Genomic DNA, 25,071 nt, shown 5'->3' with positions numbered 1-25,071 from the left:
CGGACCTTCGTCCACAGGTCCCCGGGATCGCCCCCTCGGACACCCCCGGCCCGGCGGCATGGCCGACCACGTTCCCCTCGACGTCTCACCCGCAGGACACGACCCGCGTGCCTGCGCCGGCGAACTGCGTCCGTGCGTCGTCTCCTGAACCCGGATCAGCCGGCGACACGTCCGCGCCACAGACCGAGACCGCCCCGGCCGGCGGTCGCCGCCCCTCCGCTCCCGGTAGGCTCCCGATCATCGTGGAAGGGGGACGGGTGTTACGAGGCAGTGGGGCGACGCCGCCCGAGGACGGGGACCCGCGCCGGATCGGGCCCGTGCACGTGCTCGGCCGGCTGGGCGCGGGCGGCATGGGGCGGGTCTATCTCGGGGTGCACGAGGGGCGCTATGTCGCCGTCAAGCAGATCCTGCCCCGGCACGCCGACGACCCGGGGTTCCACCGGCGCTTCGGCCGGGAGCTGGACCACCTGGCGCGGCTGCCCGACGGGGCGACCTGCGCCCTCGTCGCCGGCGACCGGGCGGCGGACGCGCCGTGGTTCGCCACCGCGTACGTGCCCGGGATCACCCTGGCGGACGCCCGCACCCTGTGCGGCGGGACCCTGCCGGTGCCCTGCCTGTGGAGGCTGCTGCGGGAGATCGCGCGGGCCCTCACCGAGGTGCACGCCCTGGATCTGGTGCACCGGGACATCAAACCCTCGAACATCATGCTGACGTCCCGGGGCGTCACCCTGATCGACTTCGGGGTGTCGCGGGCGGCGGACCAGACACGAATGACCATGCAGCCGATCGGCACCCCCGCCTACATGGCACCGGAGCAGTCCGACGGCGGCGCGGGCACCCCCGCGACGGACGTGTACGCCCTCGGCGCGACGCTGGCATCGGCCGCGCTCGGCAGCCCGTTGCCCCGGCCCGAGCCCGGGGCCACGATGCCGGACCGGCTGGCGGCCGTGGACCCCGAACTCAGCGAGCTGATCTGGTCCTGCCTCTCCAGGATCCCCGCGGACCGCCCACCCCTGGCGGCGCTGGTGGAGGCGGCGGGCACGTCGGCGGCCCCGGACTGGCCGGAGCCGGTCCGCGAGGCGGTGGCGGAACGCGAGCTGTTCGCCTCGCGGCCGGTGCTGGTGGTCGACGTACCGGAGAAGGAGCCCGCGGACGCACCGCCGGACCCCCCGCAGAACCCCCCGAAGCCGCGGTCCCGGCGCCGGAAGCTGATGCCCGTGATCATCCCGGTGCTGATCGGCACGGGCGCGACCCTGGCGGTAAGCCTGCTGCCGTACGTGATGCCGGCGGACGACGCCGACCCGAAGATCGCGGACCCGGTGACATCGACCACCGCCCCGGCGCCCACCGCAACGCCCACGAAGAAGAAGAGCCCGAAGCCGTCACCGTCGAGGACGCCGGCCCGCGACGACGCCGCGAAGCCCTCACCGTCGAAGACACCGGCGCCGTCACCGACGCGGACCAACTCCGCCCCGCAGCCACCGGACGTGAGCGCGGGAACGCTGCGTAACGCCGCGAGCGGCGAGTGCATGACGGTCACGTACGGCGGCATGATCGCCATCGGCGCCTGCTCCGCGAACAGCACCCAGTGGTCGTTCCACAAGGTGACCGGCGGCCACCAGATCGTGGCAAGGCCGTCCGGCGACTGCATCTCCTACTACGGCCCCGTCCAGATGAGCACGTGCCGGGAGGACGGCGCGGACGGATTCGGATCGGACGTCTGGGTACGCGGCAACGACGGAACCCTGAAGTCCACGGTCAGCGGAGGCTGCCTGGACGGCTCCAGCGCCATGGCCTCGGTCGCCACCTGCAACGGCTCCCCCGACCAGCGCTGGCTCTGACCGTTCCCCCCGCCACAAGCCGGGACCCGCACCGGACCACCCGGCATTACCTGCTGCCGGACTCTCTCGGAGAGCCCGGCAGCAGGCGGCTTCACACGGTGCGGTAGACGAGCGTGGTGAAGAGGTCCGGGCCGATGAGACCCTGCCCGAACTCGGCGTCGAAGGGCTGGGTCGGCTTGGCCGCAATGGTCTGTTCGACCGTAAGGCCCTTGCCCTTGAGATCGGCGACGCGGTTGCGAATGCCGACGAGCATGTCACGGAACTCGACCAGATCGGCACGCGTGCCAACCGGCCCGTGCCCGGGAACGACGATCGTGTCGTCGTCCGCCATGGCGATGTTCTGGTTCGCCTCTTCGATCGCTCCGTCGATGTTTCCACCGACCTCCCAGTCGATGAACGGGTAGAGGCCGTTCCAGAAGGTATCGCCGGTGAACAGGACATTCGACGTGGCGAAATACGCGGAGAGGTCACCGTCGGTGTGGCCCGGGTCGTAACTACGCAGTCGCACCGACTGACCATCGACGGTGTACGTTTTTTCCGAGGAGATCGTCACGGTAGGGCGAGCGGCGGCAACGACCGGCGGGAAGGTGTGCGACCACTCATACACCCGGATGCCCCTGCTCAGGTTGCTCAGAGTACCCGGGTTGGCGATGATCTCCGCCCCGTGCTCGTGAACCCAGCTGTTTCCGCCCGTGTGGTCGAAATGCCAGTGAGTATTCACCAGTTCCCCGATACGGGAGACCCCGAGGCCCTGCAGGGCGCTCTCCATCTTCTCGCGGGAAACGTCCACACCGGCGTCCACCATGAAAGCGCCGTCCTCGCTCGGAAGCACGCCGATGTTACCGCCCGAGCCCTGGAGCAGGTAAACGCCCTCCCGAAGCGGCGTCACCGTGATGGGATCCCGCTCGGCCGCGGCGTTGATCGCGTCGTAAGGATTCACCTGAGTGCTCGGTGAAGTGTCCTTACGGGCACTCTGCGAGTGCGCGTTACCGGACGCGAACGCGGGTGTCGCGGCCAGCGTGGATATCGCCGCGACAGCGGCAATCGCTGCCTTAACCTTCAGCTTCACGAGAGAAGCCCCCTCCTCTTGTTCCCTGACTGTGCGCAGGGTTGGTGGTCTCGCCCGGTAAGGGCGGTATCCGGTACAGGCACGGAAGTTCGTGCTCAATATGGTGACCAGGAAAGTCGGGCCGTTTGTTACACGAGGGGGAGTGCACGCCCGGGCAAGGGATGAATACAGGTAACGGGGCATCAGCTCATCCAGCGGATATCCAGCAGCGGGGAACGACAGCGGGGCCGGCCCCGAATCGGGTCGACCCCATCTGACCTGCTTGTTTGATTAAGACGCGATCAATCGGCGATCCAGCAGGGATCCAGCAACCGTCGGTCTGGGCCCTACCCAAGCACGAGCGTCTCGTCACCGAAGTCCGCAACAATCTTCAGCTTGCCCCCCAGTGCGGAAACATAGGCCGCGAGCGTGTCCACCTCGCTGCGCCCGAGTCGACCGCGTTCGATGTCGGAGACCCGAGACTGCGACACCCCCATCCGCGCGGCAAGTTCCACCTGCGTAGCGTGCTGGCGCTTGCGGACCTCGGCCAGTCGGTGGGCCCGGACCTCGGCCCGCAGGGCGTCCGCGCGCACGGCGATGTCCGCCTGGTCCTCGGCATCGAACAACTCGTCCTTGAGGTCCTCCCAGCGCGCGGCGCCGGAAGTGCCCGAGGTGCGGTCCATGACTGCCTTCCTTTCACCACCTACAGAGGATGGGATATCACGCTTCACGACCGGCCCCCTTCCGCCAGATAGTCGGCGTAGGCGCGCTCAGCGTTCGCGATGGCTTGCGGGTACCAGGACTTCCAACTCCCCGCCTTATCCCCGCCCACCAACACCACCGCATTGCGGTCAGGGTCGAAGATGAAGATCAGGCGGATCTCGCTGCCCCCGCTCGAACCGGCCGCAACTCCTTGAGATGGGTCAGGTTCGAGCCCGCCAGCGTGTCGACCAGCGGGCGCCCCAACGCCGGCCCCTCCTCGGACAGGATCGTCAAGGCCGCACCGGCCTGGCGCGCGCTGTCCCGATCACTCTTGCGCAGCTCATGCAGCCAGGTCAGCGCCGGCTCCACCACGACGATCGGCCAGGACACGGCCACCCGCCCTTCCACTCACCACCGCTGAATACCACACAGCCACTATACAACACCTAGGTGATATTGGGCCGTACGCACACCGCGAACCCGTCCAAGACAGAGCATCCACCCTGACCGTCAAAACAGGCTCTGCCCCGCACGGATGAGAATTTCAACACGCACAGCGCCATCGCACCTGGACGTCCTTCCTGCACCTCCAGGCGCAAGGACCGCTGGCCTGCGACTTCATCGACACCGCGACGCTGACGCCCACGCCACCCCGGCCGCGAGGAACCTGGCGACGGACGCGGAAGCGGCCGACGCCCCGACCTTGCGCGACCCGGGAAAACAGCACGATCAACCGCCGATCCAGCAGAGATTCAGCAGCCGCCGGAAGGACCATGGAAGACCTGCGAATCCCGGCTCTCCCCATCAACAGCCCGCACGCCCACCAAGCACGCTTGACTTAATGACACAATTATCATGTCATAGTGGCATGCTGTACGCCACTCCTTCCCTCGAAGCCGACGACCAGCGCGCCCTCGACGAAATCGAGAGCATGCGCCACTCCCTGCGCCACATGCTCCGCGCCACCCCCCGCTGGACCCGCCAGCTGCGCCGCAACCTCACCGCTCGCGCGATCGCCGGATCGAACACCATCGAGGGATACGCCGCGACGGTCGACGACGTGGAAGCCCTGATCTCCGGTGAGGAACCGCTGGAGACCGGGGAGAAGACCCGCGCCGAACTGGAGGGCTACCAGCGCGGCATGACCTACATCCAGGCCCTCGCCGACGCCGGCGACGACTTCCGCTACGACGCCGGCCTGCTCAACGGTCTGCACTTCATGCTGCAGGGCCACCACCTCGACAAACGCCCCGGCCGCTGGCGCGACGGCCCCGCCTACGTCACCAGCCCGGACGACCCCCTGGTCCCCGCCTACACCGCACCGGACCAGACGGACGTCCCTCCTCTGATGTCGGAGTTCATCGACTGGCTCAACGACGGCGACCTCGACGCCCCCGTCCACGTCCGCGCCTCCATGGCGCACCTCAACCTCGTCAAAATCCACCCGTGGAAGGACGGCAACGGACGCATGTCCCGCGCCCTGTCCACCCTGGTGTTCTCCCGCGAGGCCCTGATGCCGCCCGAATTCTCCTCCATCGAGGAATGGCTCGGCAGAGGACGGAACACCTACGCCTACCACCAGATCCTGGAGAACGTCGGAGGCCCGCACTGGAGCCCGGACCGGGATACCCGCCCCTGGATCCGGTTCTGCCTGACCGCCCACCACCGCCAGGCCCAGCAGGCCCAGCGCCGCTTCGACGTGATGTCGCGAGCCTGGACCCGCCTGGCCGAAGACGCCGAGGCAACCGGCCTGGACGAACGAGTCGTCCAGGCCCTGCTCCCCGCGTTCTCGGACGCGAAGGTCCGCCGCACCGTCTACCAACAGGACGCAGACCTCAGCGACCAGCAAGCCATCCGCGACATCCGCGAACTCGTCACCCGCGGCTGGCTCATCCCCCACGGCAAGGCCCGCGCCCGCTACTACGCCCCGGGACCGCTCATGGACCCGGTCCGCGAAGAGGTCCGCCAGTCGATGGAGCCGTACACAGACCCGTACCGGCGAGAGCACTGACCCACCCACGGCGACGAAGCATCACCCCGCTATACCCCCACGGGTACACCGCAGATCCAGCAGAAATCCAGCAAGCGGGAAACCCCGACCGGATTCAACCATCCGAGCACACCACCCTGACCTGCGCCAACTGCTGCTCCAGCTCCGGGTCAGACTCGGCGGCAATGGCGGAACGGTTTTCAAGAGCGGGCTCACAATGGTGGGCCGCACGAAGGCCCGGCACGACACCGACCCTGGAGGCTCCGCACCCAGGCGACCGATCACACCGCAATGACTTCGACGCCGTGTTCGAGGCCTTTGAATTCGTCCGGGTTGCGGGTGTAGAGCGGAAGCTCCTGCGCTGCGGCTGTGGCGGCGATCATGAGGTCCGTGCGGCGCGGGCGGGGGTCCCGGCCGGCACGGATCAGGAGTGCGGCCAGAGTGCCGTACCGGCGTGCCGCCTCGCGGTCGAAAGGGATCGAGGCGAAGTCGGCTTCCGCGTCCGCCAGGCGCTGGGCGCGTGCCAGCATCACGACGGGGTCCTTGGCCATCGCCACGCCTTGGGAGAGTTCGGCGAGGACGAGAGAGGAAACCGCGATTTCGCGGGGGAGCCTCGCCGGATCGATGCTCTCGAGGTCGATGACGACACAGGTGTCCACGAGGCCACGCTCGTACTGGGCTGTCACCGCTGCTCCCACGGGTCGTCGTCGCCGACCCTGTCCTCGGAGCCGAAGAACTCGTCGGCCTCGCGACGCATCTCGGCGGAATCGACCTTGGGTGCCGTCCGCCACTTACGCTGAAGCTCGGCGACCGGAACGAACCTGCGACGTGCGCTTATCGGACGCACCTCCGCGATCTCCGTGCCGTTTCGCGTGATGCGGTACACCTCGCCCGCCTCGACCTCGTCGAGTACAGCCTTGGAGCGAGCGGCGAGCTCGCGCTGCGTGATGGTCTTCATAGAGCGATTGTAATGCGGTGCAATACAGTGCGCAACGCTGTATTACGCGTTCGGTCCGGGTGCCAGGCGGTCTCCGATGTTCCTTTATGGGCCGACAACGATCCGCAGCCGTCAGTCGACCGCCCTACGCGGCGTGGGTGTCCGCGCTTCGCAGGATGTACTGGTCGTCGCCGAAGACCGCCGTGATCTGAAGCTGCCCACCCAATGCCTGGACGTAGCGGGCGATGACCTCCACCGTGGAGACTTCACCGCGCTCGATCTGCGAGACCCTGCTCTTGGTCACGTCCATGCGATCGGCCAACTCCGCCTGCGTAAGTCCCTGCGCCTCACGTCGCTCCGCCAGACGATGGCCGTCGATGTACGCCTGGTTACGCCGACGAGCCTCGGCAACGCCCTCCTCGCCACCGGCGCCGGCCACGACACCCGCGCGCACCTCACTCCACTTCCGCGTACCGGTCACTGGGCCGCCTCCTCCGCTTCGCGCTCCTTCAGATACTCCGCGTACAGTTCCTCAGCCAGCGGGATGGTCCGCTTGTACCAGCCCGACCAGTCACCCGACTTGTCCCCGCCGATCAAGAGGATCGCCGATCGCCACGGATCGAACGCGAACACGATCCTGACCTCCGAACGCCCCGCGGAGCCCGGACGCAGCTCCTTTAGGTTGTGCACCTGCGAGCCCTCCAGCCGGTCTACCAACGGCCGCCCCAGCCCGGGACCGGACTCAGCCAGCCGGTCGATCGCATCGACCACCTGCGCCTTCGACCGCTCGTCCAGCCCTTCGACCCAGGCCAGGCAGTCATCCGTGATGCGGATTTCCCATTCTTCCACCCTCGCAAGTGTAGCGAATCCTCTACCTCACGGCACCCGCCTGTCGGCGCCAAGGATCACCCCGATATACCCCCACGGGTACGCCGCAGATCCAGCAGAAATCCAGCAGCGGGAACCCCCGACCGGAAACAACCGTCCGAGCACACCGCCCTGACCTGCGCATACAGAGAGTCGAGGGAGCCCGGACCGCCACTCACACATTCCAGCGAAATTCCACCACAATCGAACAAAAGGAACCCCCTGACCTGCAACGAATGCAAGCCAGGGGGTTCTCGTTCGAGAGATTCAAACGTTGAACCGGAACTCCACAACATCCCCGTCCTGCATCACATACTCCTTGCCCTCCATCCGCGCCTTCCCCGCCGCGCGGGCCTCGGCCACCGAGCCCGTGGCGACCAGGTCGGTGAAGGAGATGACCTCCGCCTTGATGAAGCCCTTCTGGAAGTCCGTGTGGATCACGCCCGCCGCCTCGGGGGCCGTGGCGCCCTTCTTGATGGTCCAGGCGCGGGCCTCCTTCGGGCCTGCCGTCAGGTACGTCTGGAGGCCCAGGGTGTCGAAGCCGACGCGGGCCAGGGTGGTCAGGCCCGGCTCCTCGACGCCTACCGACTCGAGGAGCTCCGTGGCGTCCGCCTCGTCGAGTTCCGCGAGGTCCGCCTCGAGCTTGGCGTTCAGGAAGATCGCCTCGGCGGGGGCGACCAGGGCGCGCTGCTCCTCCTTGAAGGCGTCGTCCGTCAGCTCGTCCTCGTCCACGTTGAAGACGTAGAGGAACGGCTTGGTCGTCAGGAGGTGCAGGTCGTGCAGGAGCTCGGCGCGCTCCGAGCCCTGGACGACGCCGGCGGAGAAGAGGGTGTCGCCGCGCTCCAGGATCTGCTGGGCCTCCTCGACGGCGGTCACCTTCGGGCCGACGTCCTTCTTGATCCGGGACTCCTTCTGGAGGCGCGGGAGGACCTTCTCGATCGTCTGGAGGTCGGCGAGGATCAGCTCGGTGTTGATCGTCTCGATGTCGTCCTTCGGCGAGACCTTGCCGTCGACGTGGACCACGTTCTCGTCCTTGAACGCCCGGATGACCTGGCAGATCGCGTCGGACTCGCGGATGTTCGCCAGGAACTTGTTGCCCAGGCCCTCACCCTCCGAGGCGCCGCGCACGATGCCCGCGATGTCGACGAAGTCCACCGTCGCCGGGAGGAGCCGCTGCGAGCCGAAGACCTCCGCCAGCTTCGCCAGCCGGGGGTCGGGGACGCCGACGACGCCGACGTTCGGCTCGATGGTGGCGAACGGGTAGTTGGCCGCCAGGACGTCGTTCTTGGTCAGGGCGTTGAAGAGGGTCGACTTGCCGACATTCGGCAGGCCGACGATTCCGATCGTGAGCGACACGTGACGACTTCCCGGGACGAGGAGGGGACGAAAGCTACCGGTCAATTCTACGTGCGGCCGCCGCACCCGGCGGACGGGCGCCCGCCGGCACCGGGGGGCGCACGGACCGACACAGCCAACCAATCGGCGCACCACGGATGTTTCGTGCCACTTCGGGCCCTACGGTGGAGAAGTGCAGCATCACAGTACGGGTACACCTCATTACGCCGAACACCACCGACGCTCCCCCGGCAGCCGGCTCCCCCGCCCCGCCCGCGGCGCCGCCTTCCCCCGCCGGGCGCCGGAGGCGAGCCGCAGGGAGGCCCGTCGCGGCCAGGCGCAGACGGCAGCCGGCCGTACCGCCCTCCGCCGACCCGTACCGCCGGTGCTCGAAACCCTCCTGGCGCCCCCCGGCCCCCGGCTCACCGCGCTGGGCGCGGGCCTGGGCGCCGCCGGGGTGATGCTGCTCACCGGGTTGCTGCTGGCGCTGTTCGACGCCCACGCCCCGCGTTTCCACGGCGTCGTCTTCGTCCTGGTGTGCGTCCTGGCCGGCTCCTGGGTCCGGCCCACCGACGCCGTCACCGCGCCCGTCGCCGCCCCGCTGGCCTTCGCCGCGGGCGTCCTGGCCGCCGGGCTCGGGGGCAGCGGCGGGCTCACGGGGCAGTTGATGACGGCCGGCACGGAGCTGGCGCTGCAGGCCCCCTGGCTGTACGCGGGCACGCTGGTCGCCGCGGTGATCGCGGTGCTGCGCCGGGGCGCGCTGATGCAGGTCAGGCGGGCCCGGCGGCCGGCGGTACGCCGACAGCCGCCGGCGCAGCGCCGGCCGTAGACCTCAGTCGGACAGCGCCGCCGCGGCCTCCGCGCGCAGGTCGCGGCGCAGCTCCTTCGGCAGCGAGAACGTGATCGACTCCTGTACGGGCTGGACCACGTCCACGTCCCCGTACCCCCGCTCGGCCAGCCACTCCAGCACGCCGTCGACCAGCACCTCCGGCACCGAAGCGCCCGAGGTCACGCCGACCGTGGTGACGCCCGCCAGCCAGGCCTCGTCGATCTCCTCGGGGCCGTCGACCAGATACGAGGCGTCCGCACCGGCGCCGACGGCGACCTCGACCAGGCGCTTGGAGTTCGAGGAGTTCTGCGAGCCGACGACGATCACCAGCTCGGAGTCCGCACCGATCATCTTCACCGCGGTCTGCCGGTTCTGCGTGGCGTAGCAGATGTCGTCGCTGGGCGGGCTGATCAGCTTCGGGAACTTCTCCTGGAGCCGCTCGACGGTCTCCATGGTCTCGTCGACGGAGAGGGTGGTCTGGGACAGCCAGACGATCTTGTCCGGGTCCCGCACCTCCACCTTGTCCACGTCGTCGGGGCCGTCGACCAGGGTGATGTGCTCGGGCGCCTCGCCGGTGGTGCCGATGACCTCCTCGTGGCCCTCGTGGCCGATGAGGAGGATGTCGTAGTCCTCCTTGGCGAACCGCACGGCCTCCTTGTGCACCTTCGTGACCAGCGGACACGTGGCGTCGATGGTCGCGAGCCGGCCGCGCGCGGCCTCCTCGTGCACCTCGGGCGAGACGCCGTGCGCGGAGAACATCACGATGTTGCCCGCCGGCACCTCCTCCGTCCGCTCGACGAAGATCGCGCCCTTGCGTTCGAGCATCTTGACGACGTACTTGTTGTGCACGATCTCGTGGCGGACGTAGACCGGCGCCCCGTACTTCTTCAGCGCCTCCTCCACGGCGATGACCGCGCGGTCGACGCCCGCACAGTAGCCGCGGGGAGCGGCGAGGAGGACCCGGCGGGCAAAAGCAGCGGCTGCAGTCATGTGTCCCATCGTACGGAACGGCCCGCGGCGCCCGGCAACGGTGCACGGCGGCTTGCGGCGGGGTTGTGACAACGGCCGCGCACGCCCCCCGGCGGCGGACCGGCCGCGCTGTCCGACCCGGCCGCTAGCCTGGGCCGCATGACCGTCAACTCAGCCGAAACGCCCCTCCCCGTCGGCGAGGTCTCCCAGAAGATCGGCGGCTGGATCGACAAGCTCGGCTCGGTCTGGGTCGAGGGCCAGATCACCCAGCTCTCCCGGCGCCCCGGCGCGGGCGTGGTGTTCCTGACGCTGCGCGACCCGTCGTACGAGGTGTCGCTGACCGTCACGTGCTATCGCCAGGCGTTCGACGCGGTCGCCGACGTGGTGCGCGAGGGCTCGCGGATCGTGGTCCTCGCCAAGCCGGTCTGGTACGCGAAGAACGGCAGCCTCTCGCTGCGTGCCACGGAGATCCGCCTGGTGGGGATGGGTGAGCTGCTGGCGCGGCTGGAGCTGCTGAAGAAGACGCTGACGGCGGAGGGCCTGTTCGACCCGGCGCGCAAGAAGCCGCTGCCGTTCCTGCCCAACCGGATCGGGCTGGTGACGGGGCGGGCGTCGGCGGCCGAGCGGGACGTGCTGGAGACGGCGCGGCACCGGTGGCCGGCGGTGCGCTTCGAGGTGCGGCCGGTGGCCGTGCAGGGGGCGTACGCGGTGGCGCAGGTGATCGAGGCGCTGCGGGAGCTGGACGGGCATCCGGACGTGGACGTGATCATCGTCGCGCGGGGCGGCGGCAGTGTGGAGGACCTGCTGCCGTTCTCCGACGAGCGGCTGATCCGGGCGGTCGCCGACTGCCGTACACCGGTGGTCTCGGCGATCGGGCACGAGCCGGACAACCCGCTGCTGGACTACGTTGCCGACCTGCGCTCCCGCACGCCCACGCACGCGGCGAAGGACACCGTGCCGGACGTCGGCGAGGAGCGGGTCCGGATCCAGCAGCTGCGCGACCGGGCGCTGCGGGTGGTGACCGGGCGGCTCGAGCGCGAGGAGCGGGGGCTGGACGACTGGATGAGCCGGCCGTCGATAGCGGACCCGTACTGGATCACGGACGACCGCGCGGAGGAGCTCGACGCCCTGCTCGAGCGCAGCCGGCGGACCCTGGGGCATCTGCTGGACCGCGCGGAGTCGGAGCTGACGCACACCCGTGCCCGGGTGGTGGCGCTGTCGCCGGCGGCGACCCTGAAGCGGGGGTACGCGGTGCTGCAGCGCGCGGACGGCTCGGCCGTCCGGGAGCCGGCGGAGGTCGCCGCCGGCGAGGAGCTGCGGGCTCGGGTCGCCGGGGGCGAGTTCGGCGTGGTCGTGGGGCCGGAGGACTGAGGCCTCAGCCCTCCTCCGGGAGCTCCTCGGCCAGCGCCGCGTCGAGGCGCTCGCGCGCGCCCTCCAGCCAGCGGCGGCAGATCTTCGCCAGCTCCTCCCCGCGCTCCCACAGCGCCAGGGACTCCTCGAGCGTCGCCCCGCCCGCCTCCAGCCGGCGCACGACCTGGATCAGCTCGTCACGGGCCTGCTCGTAGCCGAGCGAGCTCTGCTCTTCCGTCTGCGTCATACGCGCCAGCCTAGGCGGTACGACTGACAGCCCCGCGCGCCGCTGTGACGCCCCTCACGGACGCCCGGCCATTAGTTGAACTCTCACCTTCATCGGCGTACGGTTGCACATGCAAGTTGTTCAATTCTGAACCATTGAGGATTTTCACCATGCACCTCGCTCTCGACCCCGCCGCCCAGGACCTGCTCTTCCGCCAGGCCCGCACCGCGAACTCCTTCACCGGGGAGCCGGTCTCCGACGAGCAGGTCCAGGCGATCTACGACCTGGTGAAGTACGCCCCCACCGCCTTCAACCAGCAGCCGCTGCGCGTGATCCTGGTCCGCTCCCCCGAGGCCCGCGAGCGCCTGGTGAACCACCTCGGCGACGGCAACAAGGAGAAGACCCGCACCGCCCCGCTGACCGCGATCCTGGTGGCCGACAACGAGTTCCACGAGGAGCTGCCGACCCAGTTCCCCGCGTTCCCCGAGGCCAAGGACATGTTCTTCGGCGAGCGCCCGGTCCGCGAGGCCTCCGCCGCCTTCAACGCCGCCCTCCAGGTCGGCTACTTCATCGTGGGCGTCCGCGCCGCCGGCCTGGCCGCGGGCCCGATGACCGGCTTCGACGCCGAGGGCATCAACAAGGAGTTCCTGGACGGCGACCACCACGTCCTGGCCGTGGTGAACATGGGCCGCCCGGGCGAGGACGCCTTCTACCCGCGCGGTCCGCGGCTGGCGTACGACGAGGTCGTCACCACCGTCTGACGCACCCGTCACCCGATGACACGACGGCGGCCCCCCATCCGGTCGAAAAACCGGAAGGAGGGCCGCCGTTTGGCATCAGCGAATACGCGGGGCTCAGCGCGGGGCCGGCTCCAGCGCGGCCGCGACAGCCTTGATCTGGGCCGCCGAGCCCGTACCGATGACGACGGTGACGCCGTCGGCATCGTGCTTGACGAGGGCGTCGTACTTGCCGCCCTCGTAGCGCTGCCAGTCCGCGCCGCCGATCCGCTCGACCGCGTCCGTCTTCCGCGCCTCGTGCGTGACCTTCTCGACGAACCTGTCGGTGTCCTTCGCCGCCTGCTCCACCCCGACGTACTCCTCGTCGGAGGTGACGAACCCGAGATGCCAGTGCGGGCCGAACTGCGGGTCGGGTGTGTAGCGCACCGACGTCGCCCGGTTCCCGTCGGGCAGACCCTTCGGCGGGGCGAGCACCGTGTACGGCGCCACCCGGCCGGCCTGCTTGAACTCCTGGGCGTACGGGACCACCTGGACGGGATCGCCGTCACCGTCCCGGGGGATGAACAGCAGCCACACCGCCAGCGCGAAGGCGCAGGTCACCAGCATCGACAGGATGAGGTTGCGGACGGTCTGGCGGGAGGCACGGGAGCGGGCACTGTTCTGCGACACCCCTCCATCGTCCCCCATGGCGGCGGTCACACCCCCCTCGGGGCGCGGCAAGGCCCGTACGGCTGTGAGAGGCGTCGCATCAGGGCGCTCATCCGTGTGGCCCCCTGCTCATAATGACGATCAACCGATAAGGTCGAAGGACCCTCACCCTCCGGGCGCTCCGGACCAGAAAGGCTCAAAAATGACCGAATCGACTCATCACATGCCGGAACAGCTTGAGGTGAGCCCGGAAGCGCCCGACCGCAACCTCGCCCTCGAGCTCGTCCGCGTCACCGAGGCCGCCGCCATGTCCGCCGGCCGGTGGGTCGGGCGGGGCGACAAGAACGGCGCGGACGGGGCGGCCGTGAAGGCCATGCGGACGTTGATCTCGACCGTCTCGATGAACGGTGTCGTCGTCATCGGCGAGGGGGAGAAGGACGACGCTCCGATGCTGTTCAACGGTGAGCGGGTGGGTGACGGCACCGGTGCGGAGTGCGACGTCGCCGTCGACCCGGTCGACGGGACGACTCTGACGGCCAAGGGCATGGGCAACGCCGTTTCGGTGATGGCGGTCGCCGAGCGGGGGTCGATGTTCGATCCGTCGGCCGTCTTCTACATGGACAAGCTGGCTACCGGGCCGGAGGCGGCCGAGTTCGTCGATATCGACGCGCCCGTGGAGACCAATATCCGGCGGGTGGCCAAGGCCAAGGGGTCGTCCGTGCAGGACGTCACCGTGGTGGTGCTGGACCGGCCCCGGCACGACGGGATCGTGCGGGAGATCCGGGAGACCGGGGCGCGGATCAAGTTCATCGCCGACGGCGATGTCGCCGGGGCGATCATGGCTGTGCGGGAGGGGACGGGCGTCGATCTGATGCTCGGCATCGGGGGGACGCCCGAGGGGGTCATCGCCGCCTGCGCGATCAAGTGCCTCGGGGGGTCGTTCCAGGGGAAGCTGTGGCCGAAGGACGCCGCGGAGCGCCAGCGGGCGCTGGATGCGGGGCATTCTCTCGACCGGGTGCTGCATGTGGAGGATCTGGTGGCGGGGGAGAACGTGTTCTTCGTCGCCACCGGGATCACTGACGGGGATCTGCTGCGGGGGGTGCGGTATCGGGCTGAGACCGCGTATACGCAGTCGCTGGTCATGCGGTCGAAGAGCGGGACGATTCGGCAGATCGAGTCGTCGCACAAGTTGGCGAAGCTGCGGGCGTATTCTGCGGTCGACTTCGACAGGGCTCAGTAGCGCCGGCTGACGCGCATCGGCGCTTCGCGCCGAGTCCTCAAACGCCGGACGGGCTGGATGTGCGGTTGCGTCGGCTGACGCGCATCGGCACTTCGTGCCAATGTCCTCAAACGCCGGACGGGCTGAATGTGCCGTAGCGCCGGCTGACGCGCATCGGCACTTCGTGCCAATGTCCTCAAACGCCGGACGGGCTGAATGTGCCGTAGCGCCGGCTTTCGCGTATCGGTGCTTCGCGCCGATGTCCTCGGGCGCCGGGCGGGTTCGCATGCGGTTTGCGTCGGATGACGTGCACGCATTTCAGCCCGTCCGGCGTTTGAGGACTTCGGTGCGAAGCGCCGAAACGCGTCAGCCGGCGCAAACCGGCATTCCGCCCGTCGAACGGCTACGCCACGTCCGCCGACGACGACGGCGTCGGCCGCCTGCGGCGGCGGGAGAGGACCACCCGGCGTTCCGCTGCCGTCAGGCCGCCCCAGACGCCGTACGGCTCCGGCTGGAGCAGGGCGTGCTCGCGGCAGTCCAGCATCACCGGGCAGCGGGCGCACACGCGCTTCGCGGCAGCCTCGCGGGAGAGGCGGTCCGCGGTCGGTTCCTTGGAGGGGGCGAAGAACAGCCCCGCCTCGTCACGGCGGCAGGCGGCGTCCGCATGCCAGGGCCCGTCATCGTCCGCTGCGCGTGACCGCTGACGCGGCACCCTGGCGGTGGGGACATCGCGCAGTGGCTGATGATGCGGGAGTTGCAGCACGGTCTACTCCTGACGACATCGTTGGCGAACCAGGCGGGTCACGCTGCTACGGCTCACGGTGGGTGCGAGTGCCGTGTGGCGCAGGGTGCGATGCGTGGAGTCCTACCCGCTGTACGCACTCCTAAGCGCACAGCTGCGGCGGGCGGGGAACCCCTGTTCCCCGCCCGCCGCGCCGGTCGAGGAGGTGGTCAGGGCAGGGAGGCCACCGGCCCGTTGAAGAGATACGTGGTACGGGCAACCGGGTCGCCCGCCGCCAGGGGCAGCGGACATTCGCCGTCCACACCCTCGCTGGGCTCGCAACCCCGGCCGTCGTAGGCCGCCGCCGCGGTGCCGTACTGCTCCAGCATCGCCCCGGTGGAGGGGTCGACGATCCAGTGCGGGTTCGCCGTGATCCCCTGCTCGTCGGGCTGGTCGTACGTCCAGCTCACCTCCGTCCCCCTGCGGCCCTCCGTGTCGCGCGCACCAGGCCTGACCTCGGCTCCCGGCGTCCGCGCCATCACCCGGTACAGGGCGGCGCGGACGTCCGCCCTCGCGGGCGAGCGGCTCAGCAGTTCGCCGGCCTGCCGTACGACCTGCGCGTTCGCCTCACCGCCTGCGGCGCCCTCGGACAGGCGGCGTCGCAGGGCGGCCGGGTCCGCCGGCAGGTCCCGGACCTCGTCCCAGCCCACGAGCTCGTCGCCGACCAGCCAGTTGGGGCCCGCGAACAGCTGCTTCCTTTGCCCGCCCGGCCCCACCCCGACCGGTTTCCACTCGGTGCCGTCCCCGCCCAGCATGCGGTCCGGGGCGAGATAGGTGGTGTGGGTCATGGGTGCGCCGCCGAACAGCGACTCGCGCTCGGTGATCTTCCAGTACGGGCCGTCGTCGGGCGCCCGCTGGGCCCGGTCCGCCACCGTGTCGAAGAACGCCGCCGCGGCGACCTCGGCGCTCGGCCCGCCGCCCCCCGTATCCACCACCGGCACCACAACCCCCGCCGCCGTCGCCGCCGCCACCGCCACCGCCGCGGCGAGGAACCCCCGGCGGCGGTGCGGGCGGACGGTGACCGCCGAAGACGCCGTGCGGAGCGCCGCATGGGCTGCCACCAGGACCGCCGGGTCGGGCTCCGGAACGGCGCCGGCCGCGATCAGGGTGTCCGCGCCGGGGAAGTCGAGTACGTCGTGCTGTTCCTGCCTGCTCATGCGAGCTCCCCCTTCAGGGAACGGAGGTCGGACAGCCCGTCGCGCAGCCGGGTGCGGGCGCGGTGGAGGCGGGAGCGTGCCGTGCCGGGCGGGACGCCGACCACGGCGGCCGCCTCCGCGGGGCTCAGCTGCTCCCAGGCCACCAGGAGCAGCAGTTCCCGTTCCACCGCGGGCAGCGCCGCGATCCGCCGGCGCAGCTCCGGGCCGACGGCGGCGGCGTCCAGGCGCCGGTCCACCGCCTGCCACGGGTCCGCGTCGGCCGACGGCGTCATCCCCGAGGGCTCGCGGGCGGCGCGCTCCCAGTGCCGGGCCAGCACGTTACGCGCGACCCCGAAGAGCCAGGCCCTGGCGGGCCCGCGGCCGGCGTCGTACGTCCGCCGCCGGGCGTACGCCTGCAGCCACACCTCGCCGAGCAGATCGTCGGCGGCGAGCGGCGCGCGTCGTACGAGATAGCCGTGCAGCGCCACGGAGTGCCGCCGGACCAGCGGCTCGAACGCCTCCGGCGCGTGTCGTGCCCGCACGAGCAGCTGCTCGTCGGGAACGAAGTCCGGAACGGGATCGGAACGCATCGGCCCCCCTGTCCGTGACCGCCCGGGCGGCGGTCTCACCCGGTACTTGCGGGCGGGGGCCGAAAGCGTTCGCGGGCGTCAGTGTCCGAGGTGTTTGCGCAGCTTGTCGGAGAGGTCCTTGACGACCTTCCCCCGCTTCGGCTTGGCGTCCACGCCGCCCATGATGGCCAGCCCCTCGATGATCACCACGGGAGCGCCGGGCTCCACGGCCTCCATCGCCTTGACGTCGAAGCCGCCCATGATGCCCATCCCGGACTCGCGCAGCGTCACGTTCTCCGGGACCCGGATGCTCACGCCGCCGCACAGCGAGAAGGTGTTGATGACCACCGTCTGGTGCTCGAAGATCGCCTCCGTGAGGTCGATGTCGACCCCGCCGCAGATCGCCACCGCGTTGATCCGCGCCGGCACCCGCCAGCGGCCCTTGCGGACGGCGCCGCCGAGGATCGCCACCAGATTCTGCTTCGCGGCCGGCGGGGCGCCCCAGCTGTACGACGACGAGGTGGCCGGCGCGGGCTCCGCGGCGGCCTCGGGGCGGCCGGCGGGCAGGTCGGCGACGTAGACCTCCAGCTCCGCCACCGTCTTCGCCCCGTACACGCCCTCGATCCGCTCGGCGTGCTCCGCGGCGTCCAGCCGGCCCTCGGCCAGCGCCTCGCGGAGGATCTCCGCCACCCGGTCGCGGTCGGCGTCCGAGGCGCGCAGGGCGGCGGGCGTGCGCTCGCCGGCGGGGGCGGGCTTGACCATGTCGACGGCGTCGGGCTTGTCGAGGGGTGCGGGCGCTGAGTCAGTCACAGAACGAGCGTAGCCAGACGCGATACATCGTGACTAGTGGGGAAACCCCCTAGGGGGCGCGCTCCATCCGCGCGAGCGACCTCACAGCAAACCACGCGCCCGCCCGCTCTACCCTGGTAGCACCAGCCGAAGCCGCCTGCGACCCCGTAGATCAAGGAACCCACAGCATGCCGGAGTTTGCCTACACCGACCTCCTCCCTCTCGGCGAGGACAGCACCGAGTACCGCCTCGTCACCGCCGAGGGCGTCTCGACCGTCGAGGGGCCGGACGGCCGCACCTTCCTGAAGGTCGAGCCGGAGGCGCTGCGCAAGCTCGCGGAGGAGGCGATGCACGACATCTCCCACTTCCTGCGCCCGGCCCACCTGACCCAGCTCCGGAAGATCTGCGACGACCCCGAGGCCAGCCCGAACGACAAGTTCGTCGCCCTCGACCTGCTGAAGAACGCGAACATCGCCGCCGCCGGCGTGCTGCCCATGTGCCAGGACACCGGCACGGCGATCGTGATGGGCAAGCGCGGCCAGAACGTCCTCACCGAGGGCGGCGACGAGGAGGCCCTCAGCCGCGGCGTGTACGACGCGTACACCCGGCTGAACCTGCGGTACTCGCAGATGGCCCCGCTGACCATGTGGGACGAGAAGAACACCGGCTCCAACCTGCCGGCGCAGATCGAGCTGTACGCGACGGACGGCGGCGCGTACAAGTTCCTCTTCATGGCCAAGGGCGGCGGCTCGGCGAACAAGTCGTACCTCTTCCAGGAGACGAAGGCCGTCCTCAACGAGGCGTCCATGATGACGTTCCTCGAGGAGAAGATCCGCTCGCTGGGTACGGCCGCCTGCCCGCCGTATCACCTGGCGATCGTCGTCGGCGGCACGTCCGCGGAGTTCGCCCTGAAGACGGCGAAGTACGCCTCCGCCCACTACCTCGACGAGCTCCCCACCGAGGGCTCCCCGACCGGGCACGGCTTCCGGGACACGGAGCTGGAGCAGAAGGTGTTCGAGCTGACGCAGAAGCTCGGCATCGGCGCCCAGTTCGGCGGCAAGTACTTCTGCCACGACGTCCGCGTCGTCCGCCTCCCCCGGCACGGCGCCTCCTGCCCCGTCGCGATCGCCGTGTCCTGCTCGGCGGACCGCCAGGCGCTCGCCAAGATCACGGCGGAGGGCGTCTTCCTGGAGCAGCTGGAGAAGGACCCGGCGCGCTTCCTGCCCGACACCACCGACGCGCACCTCGACGAGGGCGACGTGGTGAAGGTCGACCTCAGCCGGCCGATGGACGAGATCCTCGCCGAGCTCACCAAGTACCCGGTCAAGACCCGGCTCTCCCTCACCGGCCCGCTGGTCGTCGCCCGCGACATCGCGCACGCGAAGATCAAGGAGCGGCTGGACGCGGGCGAGGAGATGCCGCAGTACCTGAAGGACCACCCGGTCTACTACGCCGGCCCCGCGAAGACCCCCGAGGGCTACGCCTCCGGCTCCTTCGGCCCGACGACGGCCGGGCGGATGGACGCGTACGTCGAGCAGTTCCAGGCGGCGGGCGGCTCCAAGGTGATGCTGGCCAAGGGCAACCGCTCCAAGCAGGTCACCGACGCCTGCGACGCGCACGGCGGCTTCTACCTGGGCTCGATCGGCGGGCCGGCGGCGCGGCTGGCGCAGGACTGCATCAAGAAGGTCGAGACGGTCGAGTACGCGGAGCTCGGTATGGAAGCGGTGTGGAGGATCGAGGTGGAGGACTTCCCGGCGTTCATCGTGGTCGACGACAAGGGAAATGACTTCTTCACGGATCCGGGCCCGGTCAAGCCGCTGGTGACGAGCATCCCGGTGCGCCCCGGCGCGTAACGGCTACTCGAACACCACCGCCCACGGCCGGTCCGTCCCCTCGGACCGGCCGCGGTCGTACGGATCGGGCGCGCCGCCCGCCAGGGCCCGCGCCGCCACACCGGTGAACGTCCGCGCCGCGGGGTGGGCGGATTCCGGCCAGACGCCCGCGAGGCGGCGGACCAGGGGCCGGCCGGTGAGCGGGCGCCAGGTGACCCGGGGTTCCTTGCGGGCCACGGGGCCGGCGTCGAATGCCACCCCCCGGCCGGCGGTCACCAGGGCCAGCTGGAACTCCGGGTCCGCCGCGTGCCGTATCCGCCCCGGGACGAAGCCCTCCGTGCGGCAGACGGCGAGGAGGTCGTCGTACCAGTCGGCGGCGTGGGAGCGGGGGAAGAGCACCAGGTCGTTTCCGGCCAGGTCGGCGAGGGAAAGCGACGCGAGCCGCGCCAGCGGCGACGTTCGCGGCAGCACCACCCCCAGCGGCGCCTCGGCGACCGGTCCCGTCCGCAGGCCGGCGGTGTCGGCCGGAAGCTGCAGCAGCCCGGCGTCGAGTCCGCCGGAGAGCAGCAGCCGGATCTGCTCGTCCGTCGTCAGCTCCAGCAGGTCCACCTCGAGCCCCGCCCGCGCGCACGCGTCCATCAGCTCCGCCAGCGCCCCCGCCCCGGCGGCCGGCGGCACTCCCGCCCGCAGCACGCCCAGCGCACCCTCTCCGGCCCGGCGGGCCAGCGCGCGCAGGCGGTCCTCGCGGGCGAGGAGCTGCCGTATCTCGTCGAGCACGACCGCCCCGCCGGGCGTGAGCCGGATCTGGCGCCGGGAGCGGTCGAAGAGCTCGACGCCGAGCTCCTTCTCCACCCGCCGTACGGCCTGACTCACCGGCGGCTGCGCCATGGTGAGCCTGCGGGCGGCCCGGCCGAAGTGCAGTTCGTCGGCGACGGCCACCACAATGCGCAGGTGTCGCAGAAGATCCACAACGACGACCCTAGTCGAGGGAGGCCCCATGCGGTCCGCCGCCGAGGAGATCCGCCGGGTGTTCGAGGCGGTCGGCGCCGATGGTCAGGTGCACGCGGTGCCGATCGGCGACAGCACAAGCGAAGTCGATCTCAGGGCAGGTGAACCAGCAGTCATCGCCTCCCTCTTCAAGGTCCCCCTGGTCCTGGAGTTCGCCCGCCAGTGCGCCGCCGGCCAGCTCGACCCCCGCGAGCGGGTGCGGGTGACCGCCGAACACCGGCTCGGCGGCTGGGGTACGGGCGGCTGCGCGGACGACGTGGAGCTGTCGCTGCGCGACCTGGCGTTCTTCGCGCTGTCCATCACCGACAACGCCGCCGCCGACCTGCTGCTGGACCGCGTCGGACTCGACACCGTACGGCTGCTGGCCCAGGAGCTGGGGCTGACCTCGATGCGGCTGACGGGCGGCTCGCGGGAGGTGCTGCGCCTGATGCTGGCGGACGTCGGCGCCGCGACACCGGCCGAGTTCGCGGAGCGCTACCGGGCGCTGGACGACGCCGCGAAGACCCGGCTCAGCGCCCTGGACCCGGCGCGCACCAACTCCGCCGCGCCCCGCGACATCACCCGGCTCCTCCGGCTCGTCTGGCGCGACGAGGCGGGCACGGCCCAAGCCTGCGCGGTCGTCCGGGACCTGATGGGTCACCAGGTCTTCCGGCACCGGCTGCCGACGGGGTTCCCGGCGGACGTACGGATCGCCGCCAAGACCGGGACCCTGCCGGGGCTGCACATCGAGGCGGGCGTGATCCAGCCACCCGGCCCGGACGCGTACGTGGTGGCCGTGTTCGCCCGTACCCGCCGCCCGAACGCCCGGCTGCCGGAGGTGGACGCCGCGATCGGGACGGCGGCGCGGCTGGCGGTGGAGGCGCTGCAGGCGGTGTGACCTGCACCGATATCCGTACGGATATGAACGGGCGCCCGGATTGGTCTTGGACGCGGGCAATCCGCCCCTGCTGTCATACCGGCATGTCGAAGATCAAGAACTCCCGCCGCTCCGTCCTGCGCGGACTCGCCCTCGGCGCCACCGCGCCCCTGCTCCCGGCGCTCGCGGACACCGCGTCGGCCGCCCCGCGCCCCCTGTCCGCCGGCGACGCCTCCTTCCGCTGGCTCGGCACCTCCGGCTGGCGGATCGACGCGGCCGGACAGACGCTGCTGGTCGACCCGTACGTGACGCGCTTCGCGACCGGAATCTTCGCGCCGCCGTTCAACAGCAAAACCGTGCTCCCGGCCACCAACGCCACCCGGGCCGACGAACTCTGCGGCACCCCCGACTGGATCCTGGTCACCCACTCCCACTGGGACCACATCGCCGACGTCCCGTACCTGGCCGAAAAGCACCTGAATGCCCGCGTGATCGGCACCGAGACCACCCGCCATCTCCTCGTCGCCTGGGGCGTGGACCCCGACCGGATCATCGTCGTACGCGGCGGCGAGACCCTCGACCTCGGCGGCGGCCTGATCGCCGAGATCGCCGCGAGCCTGCACAGCCGCAACAAGACCTGGTCCTACTTCGCCCCCGGCACCCTCACCGCTCCCCCGGCCGCCGCGCCGGAGAACATCTCCGACCTCCCCGAGGGCAACACCCTCGCCTTCCTCGTGAAGGCCGGGTCGGACGGCCCGTCGGTATTCCTCATGGGCGCCAGTGACATCGACGAGCGGGCCGTGGCCGGAATGCGCCCGCAGATCGCGATGGTCGCCACCGAGTCCACGTTCCACCGCGCCCACCGCTACGTGCCCCGGCTGCTGGAGGCGATCGGCCGCCCGGAGGTCGTCGTTCCCGTGCACTGGGACAACTTCGAGACGGACCTCGGCCCCGAGGTGGTCCCGGACACGACCATGGACCTGACGGGCCTGATCGACCAGGTGCGCCGTCTCTCCCCCGGCACCCGGATCGTCCTGCCCGACTACCGCACCGTCTACGGCGGCGACATGCGCCCGAGGTAACGCGGATCGGGGAGACGAAGAGGTCACAGTGGAGCCGGTCCCGGGAACACCGCCGGGGCCGGCGGTGCTGATCCAGCCGGAGGTGGACGACGTGACCAGCGACAGCACATGGCGTACCGAGCACGACTCCATGGGAGAGGTGCGGGTCCCCGCGCACGCCAAATGGCGCGCCCAGACCCAGCGCGCGGTGGAGAACTTCCCCGTGTCGGGGCAGCGCCTCGAGCGGGCGCACATCGCGGCGCTCGCGCGGATCAAGGCGGCGGCGGCGACCGTCAACGCGGAGCTCGGGGTGCTCGACAAGGACATCGCGGAGGCGATCCGGGACGCGGCGGAGGAGGTGGCCGCCGGTAAGTGGGACGAGCACTTTCCCGTCGACGTCTTCCAGACGGGCTCGGGCACCTCGTCGAACATGAACGCCAACGAGGTCATCGCCACCCTCGCCACGGAGCGCCTGGGCCGCCCCGTCCACCCCAACGACCACGTCAACGCCTCCCAGTCGTCCAACGACGTCTTCCCCTCCTCCGTCCACATCGCGGCGACCTCGGCCGTGGTCCACGACCTCGTCCCGGCGCTGACCCGGCTCGCGGAGTCGCTGGAGGCCAAGGCGGCGGAGTTCGCGGACGTGGTGAAGTCGGGGCGGACGCATCTGATGGACGCCACGCCCGTCACCCTCGGGCAGGAGTTCGGCGGTTACGCGGCGCAAATGCGCCACGGTGTCGAGCGGCTCGAGGCGTCGCTGCCCCGGCTGGCCGAGCTGCCGCTGGGGGGTACGGCCGTGGGCACCGGGATCAACACGCCGCCCGGCTTCTCCGCCGCGGTGATCGCCGAGGTGGCGCGGGCGACGGGGCTGGCGCTGACGGAGGCCCGCGACCACTTCGAGGCGCAGGGCGCGCGGGACGGCCTGGTGGAGACGTCGGGGCAGCTGCGGACGGTCGCCGTCGGGCTGACGAAGATCGCCAACGATCTGCGCTGGATGGCGTCCGGCCCCCGTACGGGCCTGGGCGAGATCGGCCTGCCCGATCTGCAGCCCGGCTCCTCGATCATGCCGGGCAAGGTGAACCCGGTGATCCCGGAGGCGGTGCTGATGGTGGCCGCGCAGGTCATCGGCAACGACGCGACCGTGGCGACGGCCGGCGCGTCGGGGAACTTCGAGCTGAACGTGATGCTCCCGGTGATGGGCAAGAACCTCCTGGAGTCGATCCGCCTGCTGGCGAACGCCTCCCGCCTCCTCGCCGACCGCACGGTCGACGGGATCACCGCGAACGTCGGGCGGGCCCGGGAGTACGCCGAGTCCTCGCCGTCCGTGGTGACCCCGCTGAACCGCTATATCGGGTACGAGGAGGCCGCGAAAGTGGCGAAGACCTCTCTCGCCGAACGCAAGACCATCCGCCAGGTGGTCCTCGAACGCGGCTACCTCGAACGCGGCCTGCTCACGGAGGCCCAGCTCGACGAGGCCCTCGACGTGCTGCGGATGACCCGCCCCGAGTCCCTATAGCACACCCGGGCGGGACGGCCCGCACCCGCCCCGGCGCGAGGACCGGACCGCGGTCCGGCGGGCCGTACCATCGTGGGATGGCCACGACGGACACGACCCCCGAGAACGGCCCGCACCGGCTCGGTGCGGGCCGTCGCTGGGCGCCCGGGGAGCACATCCTGTGGCGCTACCGCGGCAACGGCACGGACGCCGTGCACATCTGCCGCCCGGTCACGGTCGTACGGGACGACGCGGACCTCCTCGCCGTCTGGCTGGCCCCCGGCACCGCCTGCGTACGGCCGGAGATGGTGGACGGCACCCCGCTGCACGTGGAGCCGCTCGCCACCCGGTACACCAGGCCGCGGCGGCTCGTACGGACCCAGTGGTTCGGTACCGGGGTGCTCAAGCTGGCGCGGCCCGGGGAGCCTTGGTCGGTATGGCTGTTCTGGGAGCAGGGCTGGCGGTTCAAGAACTTCTACGTCAATCTCGAGGAGCCGCTGACCCGCTGGGCCGGCGGGGTCGACTCGCAGGACCACTTCCTCGACATCGCCGTGCTGCCCGACCGGAGCTGGTCCTGGCGCGACGAGGACGAGTTCGAGGAGGCCCAGCGAGCTGGGCTGATGCCGCCCGGACAGGCGCGCGAGGTGCGTGCGGCGGGGGCGGCGGCGGTGGCCGCGATCATGGCGTGGGGTGCGCCGTTCACGGACGGATGGGAGCATTGGCGGCCGGATCCGGCGTGGCGGACACCGGCGCTCCCGGCGGACTGGGACGAAACTCCGGCGCGTATGTCTGCATGAGCCTCTTGATGCGCCCCCGTCCCTCAAACGTAGGATCGTCATCCACACT

At 70.7% G+C, this 25,071-nt stretch carries 28 protein-coding genes; 11 read left to right on the top strand and 17 right to left on the bottom strand.

Annotation, left to right across the window (positions count from 1 at the left end; genetic code table 11):
* The first annotated feature begins 257 nt into the window (after positions 1–257).
* A complete protein-coding gene (locus SRB5_RS37525) occupies positions 258–1,841 on the top strand; it encodes a serine/threonine-protein kinase (RefSeq protein ID WP_153453263.1) in 1,584 nt (527 codons plus the stop codon).
* 91 nt (positions 1,842–1,932) lie between these two features.
* On the opposite strand, the gene SRB5_RS18210 is transcribed toward SRB5_RS37525, so the two are convergent.
* The 4 genes from SRB5_RS18210 to SRB5_RS37515 form a co-directional block, all read right to left on the bottom strand.
* Positions 1,933–2,910, bottom strand: a complete 978-nt coding sequence (locus tag SRB5_RS18210; protein WP_323378112.1) for an MBL fold metallo-hydrolase — start codon at positions 2,908–2,910, stop codon at positions 1,933–1,935.
* A gap of 326 nt (positions 2,911–3,236) precedes the next feature.
* On the bottom strand, positions 3,237–3,572 hold the full coding sequence (locus SRB5_RS18205; RefSeq protein WP_153453260.1) for an XRE family transcriptional regulator: 336 nt from the start codon (positions 3,570–3,572) through the stop codon (positions 3,237–3,239).
* Positions 3,573–3,616: 44 nt separating this feature from the next.
* Positions 3,617–3,721: a hypothetical protein gene (locus tag SRB5_RS37520; RefSeq protein ID WP_323378111.1), complete on the bottom strand. Its 105-nt coding sequence runs from the start codon at positions 3,719–3,721 to the stop codon at positions 3,617–3,619.
* Positions 3,722–3,759: 38 nt separating this feature from the next.
* Complete coding sequence (locus SRB5_RS37515; protein ID WP_323378110.1) at positions 3,760–3,981, bottom strand: type II toxin-antitoxin system RelE/ParE family toxin; 222 nt, start codon at positions 3,979–3,981, stop codon at positions 3,760–3,762.
* A gap of 478 nt (positions 3,982–4,459) precedes the next feature.
* On the opposite strand from SRB5_RS37515, the gene SRB5_RS18195 reads away from it, so the two are divergent.
* A complete protein-coding gene (locus SRB5_RS18195; protein WP_228390153.1) occupies positions 4,460–5,602 on the top strand; it encodes a Fic family protein in 1,143 nt (380 codons plus the stop codon).
* Positions 5,603–5,862: 260 nt separating this feature from the next.
* Here SRB5_RS18195 and SRB5_RS18190 read toward each other — a convergent pair whose 3' ends face one another.
* The 5 genes from SRB5_RS18190 to ychF all read right to left on the bottom strand — a co-directional run bounded on the left by SRB5_RS18190 (position 5,863) and on the right by ychF (position 8,741).
* The gene (locus SRB5_RS18190) at positions 5,863–6,267 is read right to left on the bottom strand and encodes a type II toxin-antitoxin system VapC family toxin (RefSeq protein WP_323378109.1); all 405 of its coding nucleotides are present in this window, start codon (positions 6,265–6,267) and stop codon (positions 5,863–5,865) included.
* Complete coding sequence (locus SRB5_RS18185; protein WP_153453258.1) at positions 6,264–6,539, bottom strand: type II toxin-antitoxin system Phd/YefM family antitoxin; 276 nt, start codon at positions 6,537–6,539, stop codon at positions 6,264–6,266. Before SRB5_RS18185 ends, SRB5_RS18190 begins: the two co-directional genes overlap by 4 nt.
* A 124-nt stretch (positions 6,540–6,663) precedes the next feature.
* Complete coding sequence (locus SRB5_RS18180) at positions 6,664–6,999, bottom strand: helix-turn-helix domain-containing protein (protein WP_323378108.1); 336 nt, start codon at positions 6,997–6,999, stop codon at positions 6,664–6,666.
* Entirely contained in the window at positions 6,996–7,367 is a 372-nt protein-coding gene (locus SRB5_RS18175) for a type II toxin-antitoxin system RelE/ParE family toxin (protein WP_407703936.1), read from the bottom strand. The genes SRB5_RS18180 and SRB5_RS18175 overlap by 4 nt, the downstream gene beginning before the upstream one ends.
* Positions 7,368–7,652: 285 nt before the next feature.
* Positions 7,653–8,741 carry a redox-regulated ATPase YchF gene (ychF, locus tag SRB5_RS18170; protein ID WP_323378107.1) on the bottom strand — a complete coding sequence of 363 codons (1,089 nt, stop codon included), beginning with the start codon at positions 8,739–8,741 and terminating at the stop codon, positions 7,653–7,655.
* Positions 8,742–8,913: 172 nt separating this feature from the next.
* Between ychF and SRB5_RS18165 the strand changes: the two genes are divergently transcribed.
* Positions 8,914–9,549 carry a DUF6542 domain-containing protein gene (locus tag SRB5_RS18165; RefSeq protein ID WP_153453254.1) on the top strand — a complete coding sequence of 212 codons (636 nt, stop codon included), beginning with the start codon at positions 8,914–8,916 and terminating at the stop codon, positions 9,547–9,549.
* A 3-nt stretch (positions 9,550–9,552) separates the two neighbouring features.
* Here SRB5_RS18165 and SRB5_RS18160 read toward each other — a convergent pair whose 3' ends face one another.
* Positions 9,553–10,548, bottom strand: coding sequence for a 4-hydroxy-3-methylbut-2-enyl diphosphate reductase (locus SRB5_RS18160; protein WP_228390151.1), 996 nt, complete (start codon positions 10,546–10,548; stop codon positions 9,553–9,555).
* A gap of 129 nt (positions 10,549–10,677) precedes the next feature.
* Here SRB5_RS18160 and xseA point away from each other — a divergent pair, with 129 nt between their 5' ends.
* Positions 10,678–11,889: an exodeoxyribonuclease VII large subunit gene (xseA, locus tag SRB5_RS18155; RefSeq protein WP_153453250.1), complete on the top strand. Its 1,212-nt coding sequence runs from the start codon at positions 10,678–10,680 to the stop codon at positions 11,887–11,889.
* Between the two features lie 4 nt (positions 11,890–11,893).
* Here the strand turns inward: xseA and SRB5_RS18150 are convergent, their stop codons facing one another.
* On the bottom strand, positions 11,894–12,115 hold the full coding sequence (locus SRB5_RS18150; RefSeq protein WP_153453248.1) for an exodeoxyribonuclease VII small subunit: 222 nt from the start codon (positions 12,113–12,115) through the stop codon (positions 11,894–11,896).
* A gap of 149 nt (positions 12,116–12,264) precedes the next feature.
* Between SRB5_RS18150 and SRB5_RS18145 the strand changes: the two genes are divergently transcribed.
* Entirely contained in the window at positions 12,265–12,855 is a 591-nt protein-coding gene (locus SRB5_RS18145; protein ID WP_153453246.1) for a malonic semialdehyde reductase, read from the top strand.
* A gap of 93 nt (positions 12,856–12,948) precedes the next feature.
* Here the strand turns inward: SRB5_RS18145 and SRB5_RS18140 are convergent, their stop codons facing one another.
* Complete coding sequence (locus SRB5_RS18140; protein WP_323378105.1) at positions 12,949–13,500, bottom strand: DUF4245 domain-containing protein; 552 nt, start codon at positions 13,498–13,500, stop codon at positions 12,949–12,951.
* A 181-nt stretch (positions 13,501–13,681) separates the two neighbouring features.
* Here SRB5_RS18140 and glpX point away from each other — a divergent pair, with 181 nt between their 5' ends.
* The gene (glpX, locus tag SRB5_RS18135; RefSeq protein ID WP_153453242.1) at positions 13,682–14,719 is read left to right on the top strand and encodes a class II fructose-bisphosphatase; all 1,038 of its coding nucleotides are present in this window, start codon (positions 13,682–13,684) and stop codon (positions 14,717–14,719) included.
* A gap of 382 nt (positions 14,720–15,101) precedes the next feature.
* Here glpX and SRB5_RS18130 read toward each other — a convergent pair whose 3' ends face one another.
* The 4 genes from SRB5_RS18130 to SRB5_RS18115 all read right to left on the bottom strand — a co-directional run bounded on the left by SRB5_RS18130 (position 15,102) and on the right by SRB5_RS18115 (position 17,946).
* On the bottom strand, positions 15,102–15,458 hold the full coding sequence (locus SRB5_RS18130; protein WP_153453427.1) for a WhiB family transcriptional regulator: 357 nt from the start codon (positions 15,456–15,458) through the stop codon (positions 15,102–15,104).
* A 191-nt stretch (positions 15,459–15,649) separates the two neighbouring features.
* Positions 15,650–16,636: a CU044_5270 family protein gene (locus SRB5_RS18125; protein WP_153453240.1), complete on the bottom strand. Its 987-nt coding sequence runs from the start codon at positions 16,634–16,636 to the stop codon at positions 15,650–15,652.
* Positions 16,633–17,205 carry an RNA polymerase sigma factor gene (locus SRB5_RS18120; RefSeq protein WP_153453238.1) on the bottom strand — a complete coding sequence of 191 codons (573 nt, stop codon included), beginning with the start codon at positions 17,203–17,205 and terminating at the stop codon, positions 16,633–16,635. The genes SRB5_RS18125 and SRB5_RS18120 overlap by 4 nt, the downstream gene beginning before the upstream one ends.
* 78 nt (positions 17,206–17,283) lie before the next feature.
* Positions 17,284–17,946, bottom strand: coding sequence for a DUF1707 SHOCT-like domain-containing protein (locus SRB5_RS18115; RefSeq protein WP_153453425.1), 663 nt, complete (start codon positions 17,944–17,946; stop codon positions 17,284–17,286).
* Positions 17,947–18,161: 215 nt separating this feature from the next.
* Between SRB5_RS18115 and SRB5_RS18110 the strand changes: the two genes are divergently transcribed.
* On the top strand, positions 18,162–19,826 hold the full coding sequence (locus SRB5_RS18110) for a fumarate hydratase (protein ID WP_153453236.1): 1,665 nt from the start codon (positions 18,162–18,164) through the stop codon (positions 19,824–19,826).
* A gap of 3 nt (positions 19,827–19,829) precedes the next feature.
* On the opposite strand, the gene SRB5_RS18105 is transcribed toward SRB5_RS18110, so the two are convergent.
* Positions 19,830–20,765, bottom strand: coding sequence for a LysR substrate-binding domain-containing protein (locus SRB5_RS18105; protein WP_194292955.1), 936 nt, complete (start codon positions 20,763–20,765; stop codon positions 19,830–19,832).
* Between the two features lie 37 nt (positions 20,766–20,802).
* On the opposite strand from SRB5_RS18105, the gene SRB5_RS18100 reads away from it, so the two are divergent.
* From SRB5_RS18100 to fomD, 4 genes are all read left to right on the top strand, one after another.
* Entirely contained in the window at positions 20,803–21,690 is an 888-nt protein-coding gene (locus SRB5_RS18100; RefSeq protein ID WP_153453232.1) for a serine hydrolase, read from the top strand.
* Between the two features lie 83 nt (positions 21,691–21,773).
* Positions 21,774–22,751, top strand: a complete 978-nt coding sequence (locus SRB5_RS18095; RefSeq protein ID WP_153453230.1) for an MBL fold metallo-hydrolase — start codon at positions 21,774–21,776, stop codon at positions 22,749–22,751.
* A gap of 91 nt (positions 22,752–22,842) precedes the next feature.
* On the top strand, positions 22,843–24,246 hold the full coding sequence (locus SRB5_RS18090) for a class II fumarate hydratase (protein ID WP_323378100.1): 1,404 nt from the start codon (positions 22,843–22,845) through the stop codon (positions 24,244–24,246).
* 77 nt (positions 24,247–24,323) lie between these two features.
* Positions 24,324–25,022 carry a cytidylyl-2-hydroxypropylphosphonate hydrolase gene (fomD, locus tag SRB5_RS18085; RefSeq protein WP_153453228.1) on the top strand — a complete coding sequence of 233 codons (699 nt, stop codon included), beginning with the start codon at positions 24,324–24,326 and terminating at the stop codon, positions 25,020–25,022.
* Positions 25,023–25,071: the final 49 nt, after the last annotated feature.

The sequence above is a fragment of the Streptomyces smaragdinus genome, from assembly GCF_009604385.1.
GTDB classification, from domain to species: Bacteria; Actinomycetota; Actinomycetes; order Streptomycetales; family Streptomycetaceae; genus Streptomyces; species Streptomyces smaragdinus.
This window is presented reverse-complemented; position numbering and strand designations above follow the sequence as displayed.

Coding starts and splice junctions, on each gene's coding strand:
- SRB5_RS18205 (WP_153453260.1), bottom strand. CDS start 3,572: ATGGACCGCACCTCGGGCACTTCCGGCGCCGCGCGCTGGGAGGACCTC.
- SRB5_RS18125 (WP_153453240.1), bottom strand. CDS start 16,636: ATGAGCAGGCAGGAACAGCACGACGTACTCGACTTCCCCGGCGCGGAC.
- SRB5_RS18110 (WP_153453236.1), top strand. CDS start 18,162: ATGCCGGAGTTTGCCTACACCGACCTCCTCCCTCTCGGCGAGGACAGC.
- SRB5_RS18145 (WP_153453246.1), top strand. CDS start 12,265: ATGCACCTCGCTCTCGACCCCGCCGCCCAGGACCTGCTCTTCCGCCAG.
- SRB5_RS18120 (WP_153453238.1), bottom strand. CDS start 17,205: ATGCGTTCCGATCCCGTTCCGGACTTCGTTCCCGACGAGCAGCTGCTC.
- fomD (WP_153453228.1), top strand. CDS start 24,324: ATGGCCACGACGGACACGACCCCCGAGAACGGCCCGCACCGGCTCGGT.
- SRB5_RS18095 (WP_153453230.1), top strand. CDS start 21,774: ATGTCGAAGATCAAGAACTCCCGCCGCTCCGTCCTGCGCGGACTCGCC.
- SRB5_RS18115 (WP_153453425.1), bottom strand. CDS start 17,946: ATGGTCAAGCCCGCCCCCGCCGGCGAGCGCACGCCCGCCGCCCTGCGC.
- SRB5_RS18100 (WP_153453232.1), top strand. CDS start 20,803: ATGCGGTCCGCCGCCGAGGAGATCCGCCGGGTGTTCGAGGCGGTCGGC.
- glpX (WP_153453242.1), top strand. CDS start 13,682: ATGACCGAATCGACTCATCACATGCCGGAACAGCTTGAGGTGAGCCCG.
- SRB5_RS18185 (WP_153453258.1), bottom strand. CDS start 6,539: ATGAAGACCATCACGCAGCGCGAGCTCGCCGCTCGCTCCAAGGCTGTA.
- SRB5_RS18160 (WP_228390151.1), bottom strand. CDS start 10,548: ATGGGACACATGACTGCAGCCGCTGCTTTTGCCCGCCGGGTCCTCCTC.
- SRB5_RS18150 (WP_153453248.1), bottom strand. CDS start 12,115: ATGACGCAGACGGAAGAGCAGAGCTCGCTCGGCTACGAGCAGGCCCGT.
- xseA (WP_153453250.1), top strand. CDS start 10,678: ATGACCGTCAACTCAGCCGAAACGCCCCTCCCCGTCGGCGAGGTCTCC.
- SRB5_RS18195 (WP_228390153.1), top strand. CDS start 4,460: ATGCTGTACGCCACTCCTTCCCTCGAAGCCGACGACCAGCGCGCCCTC.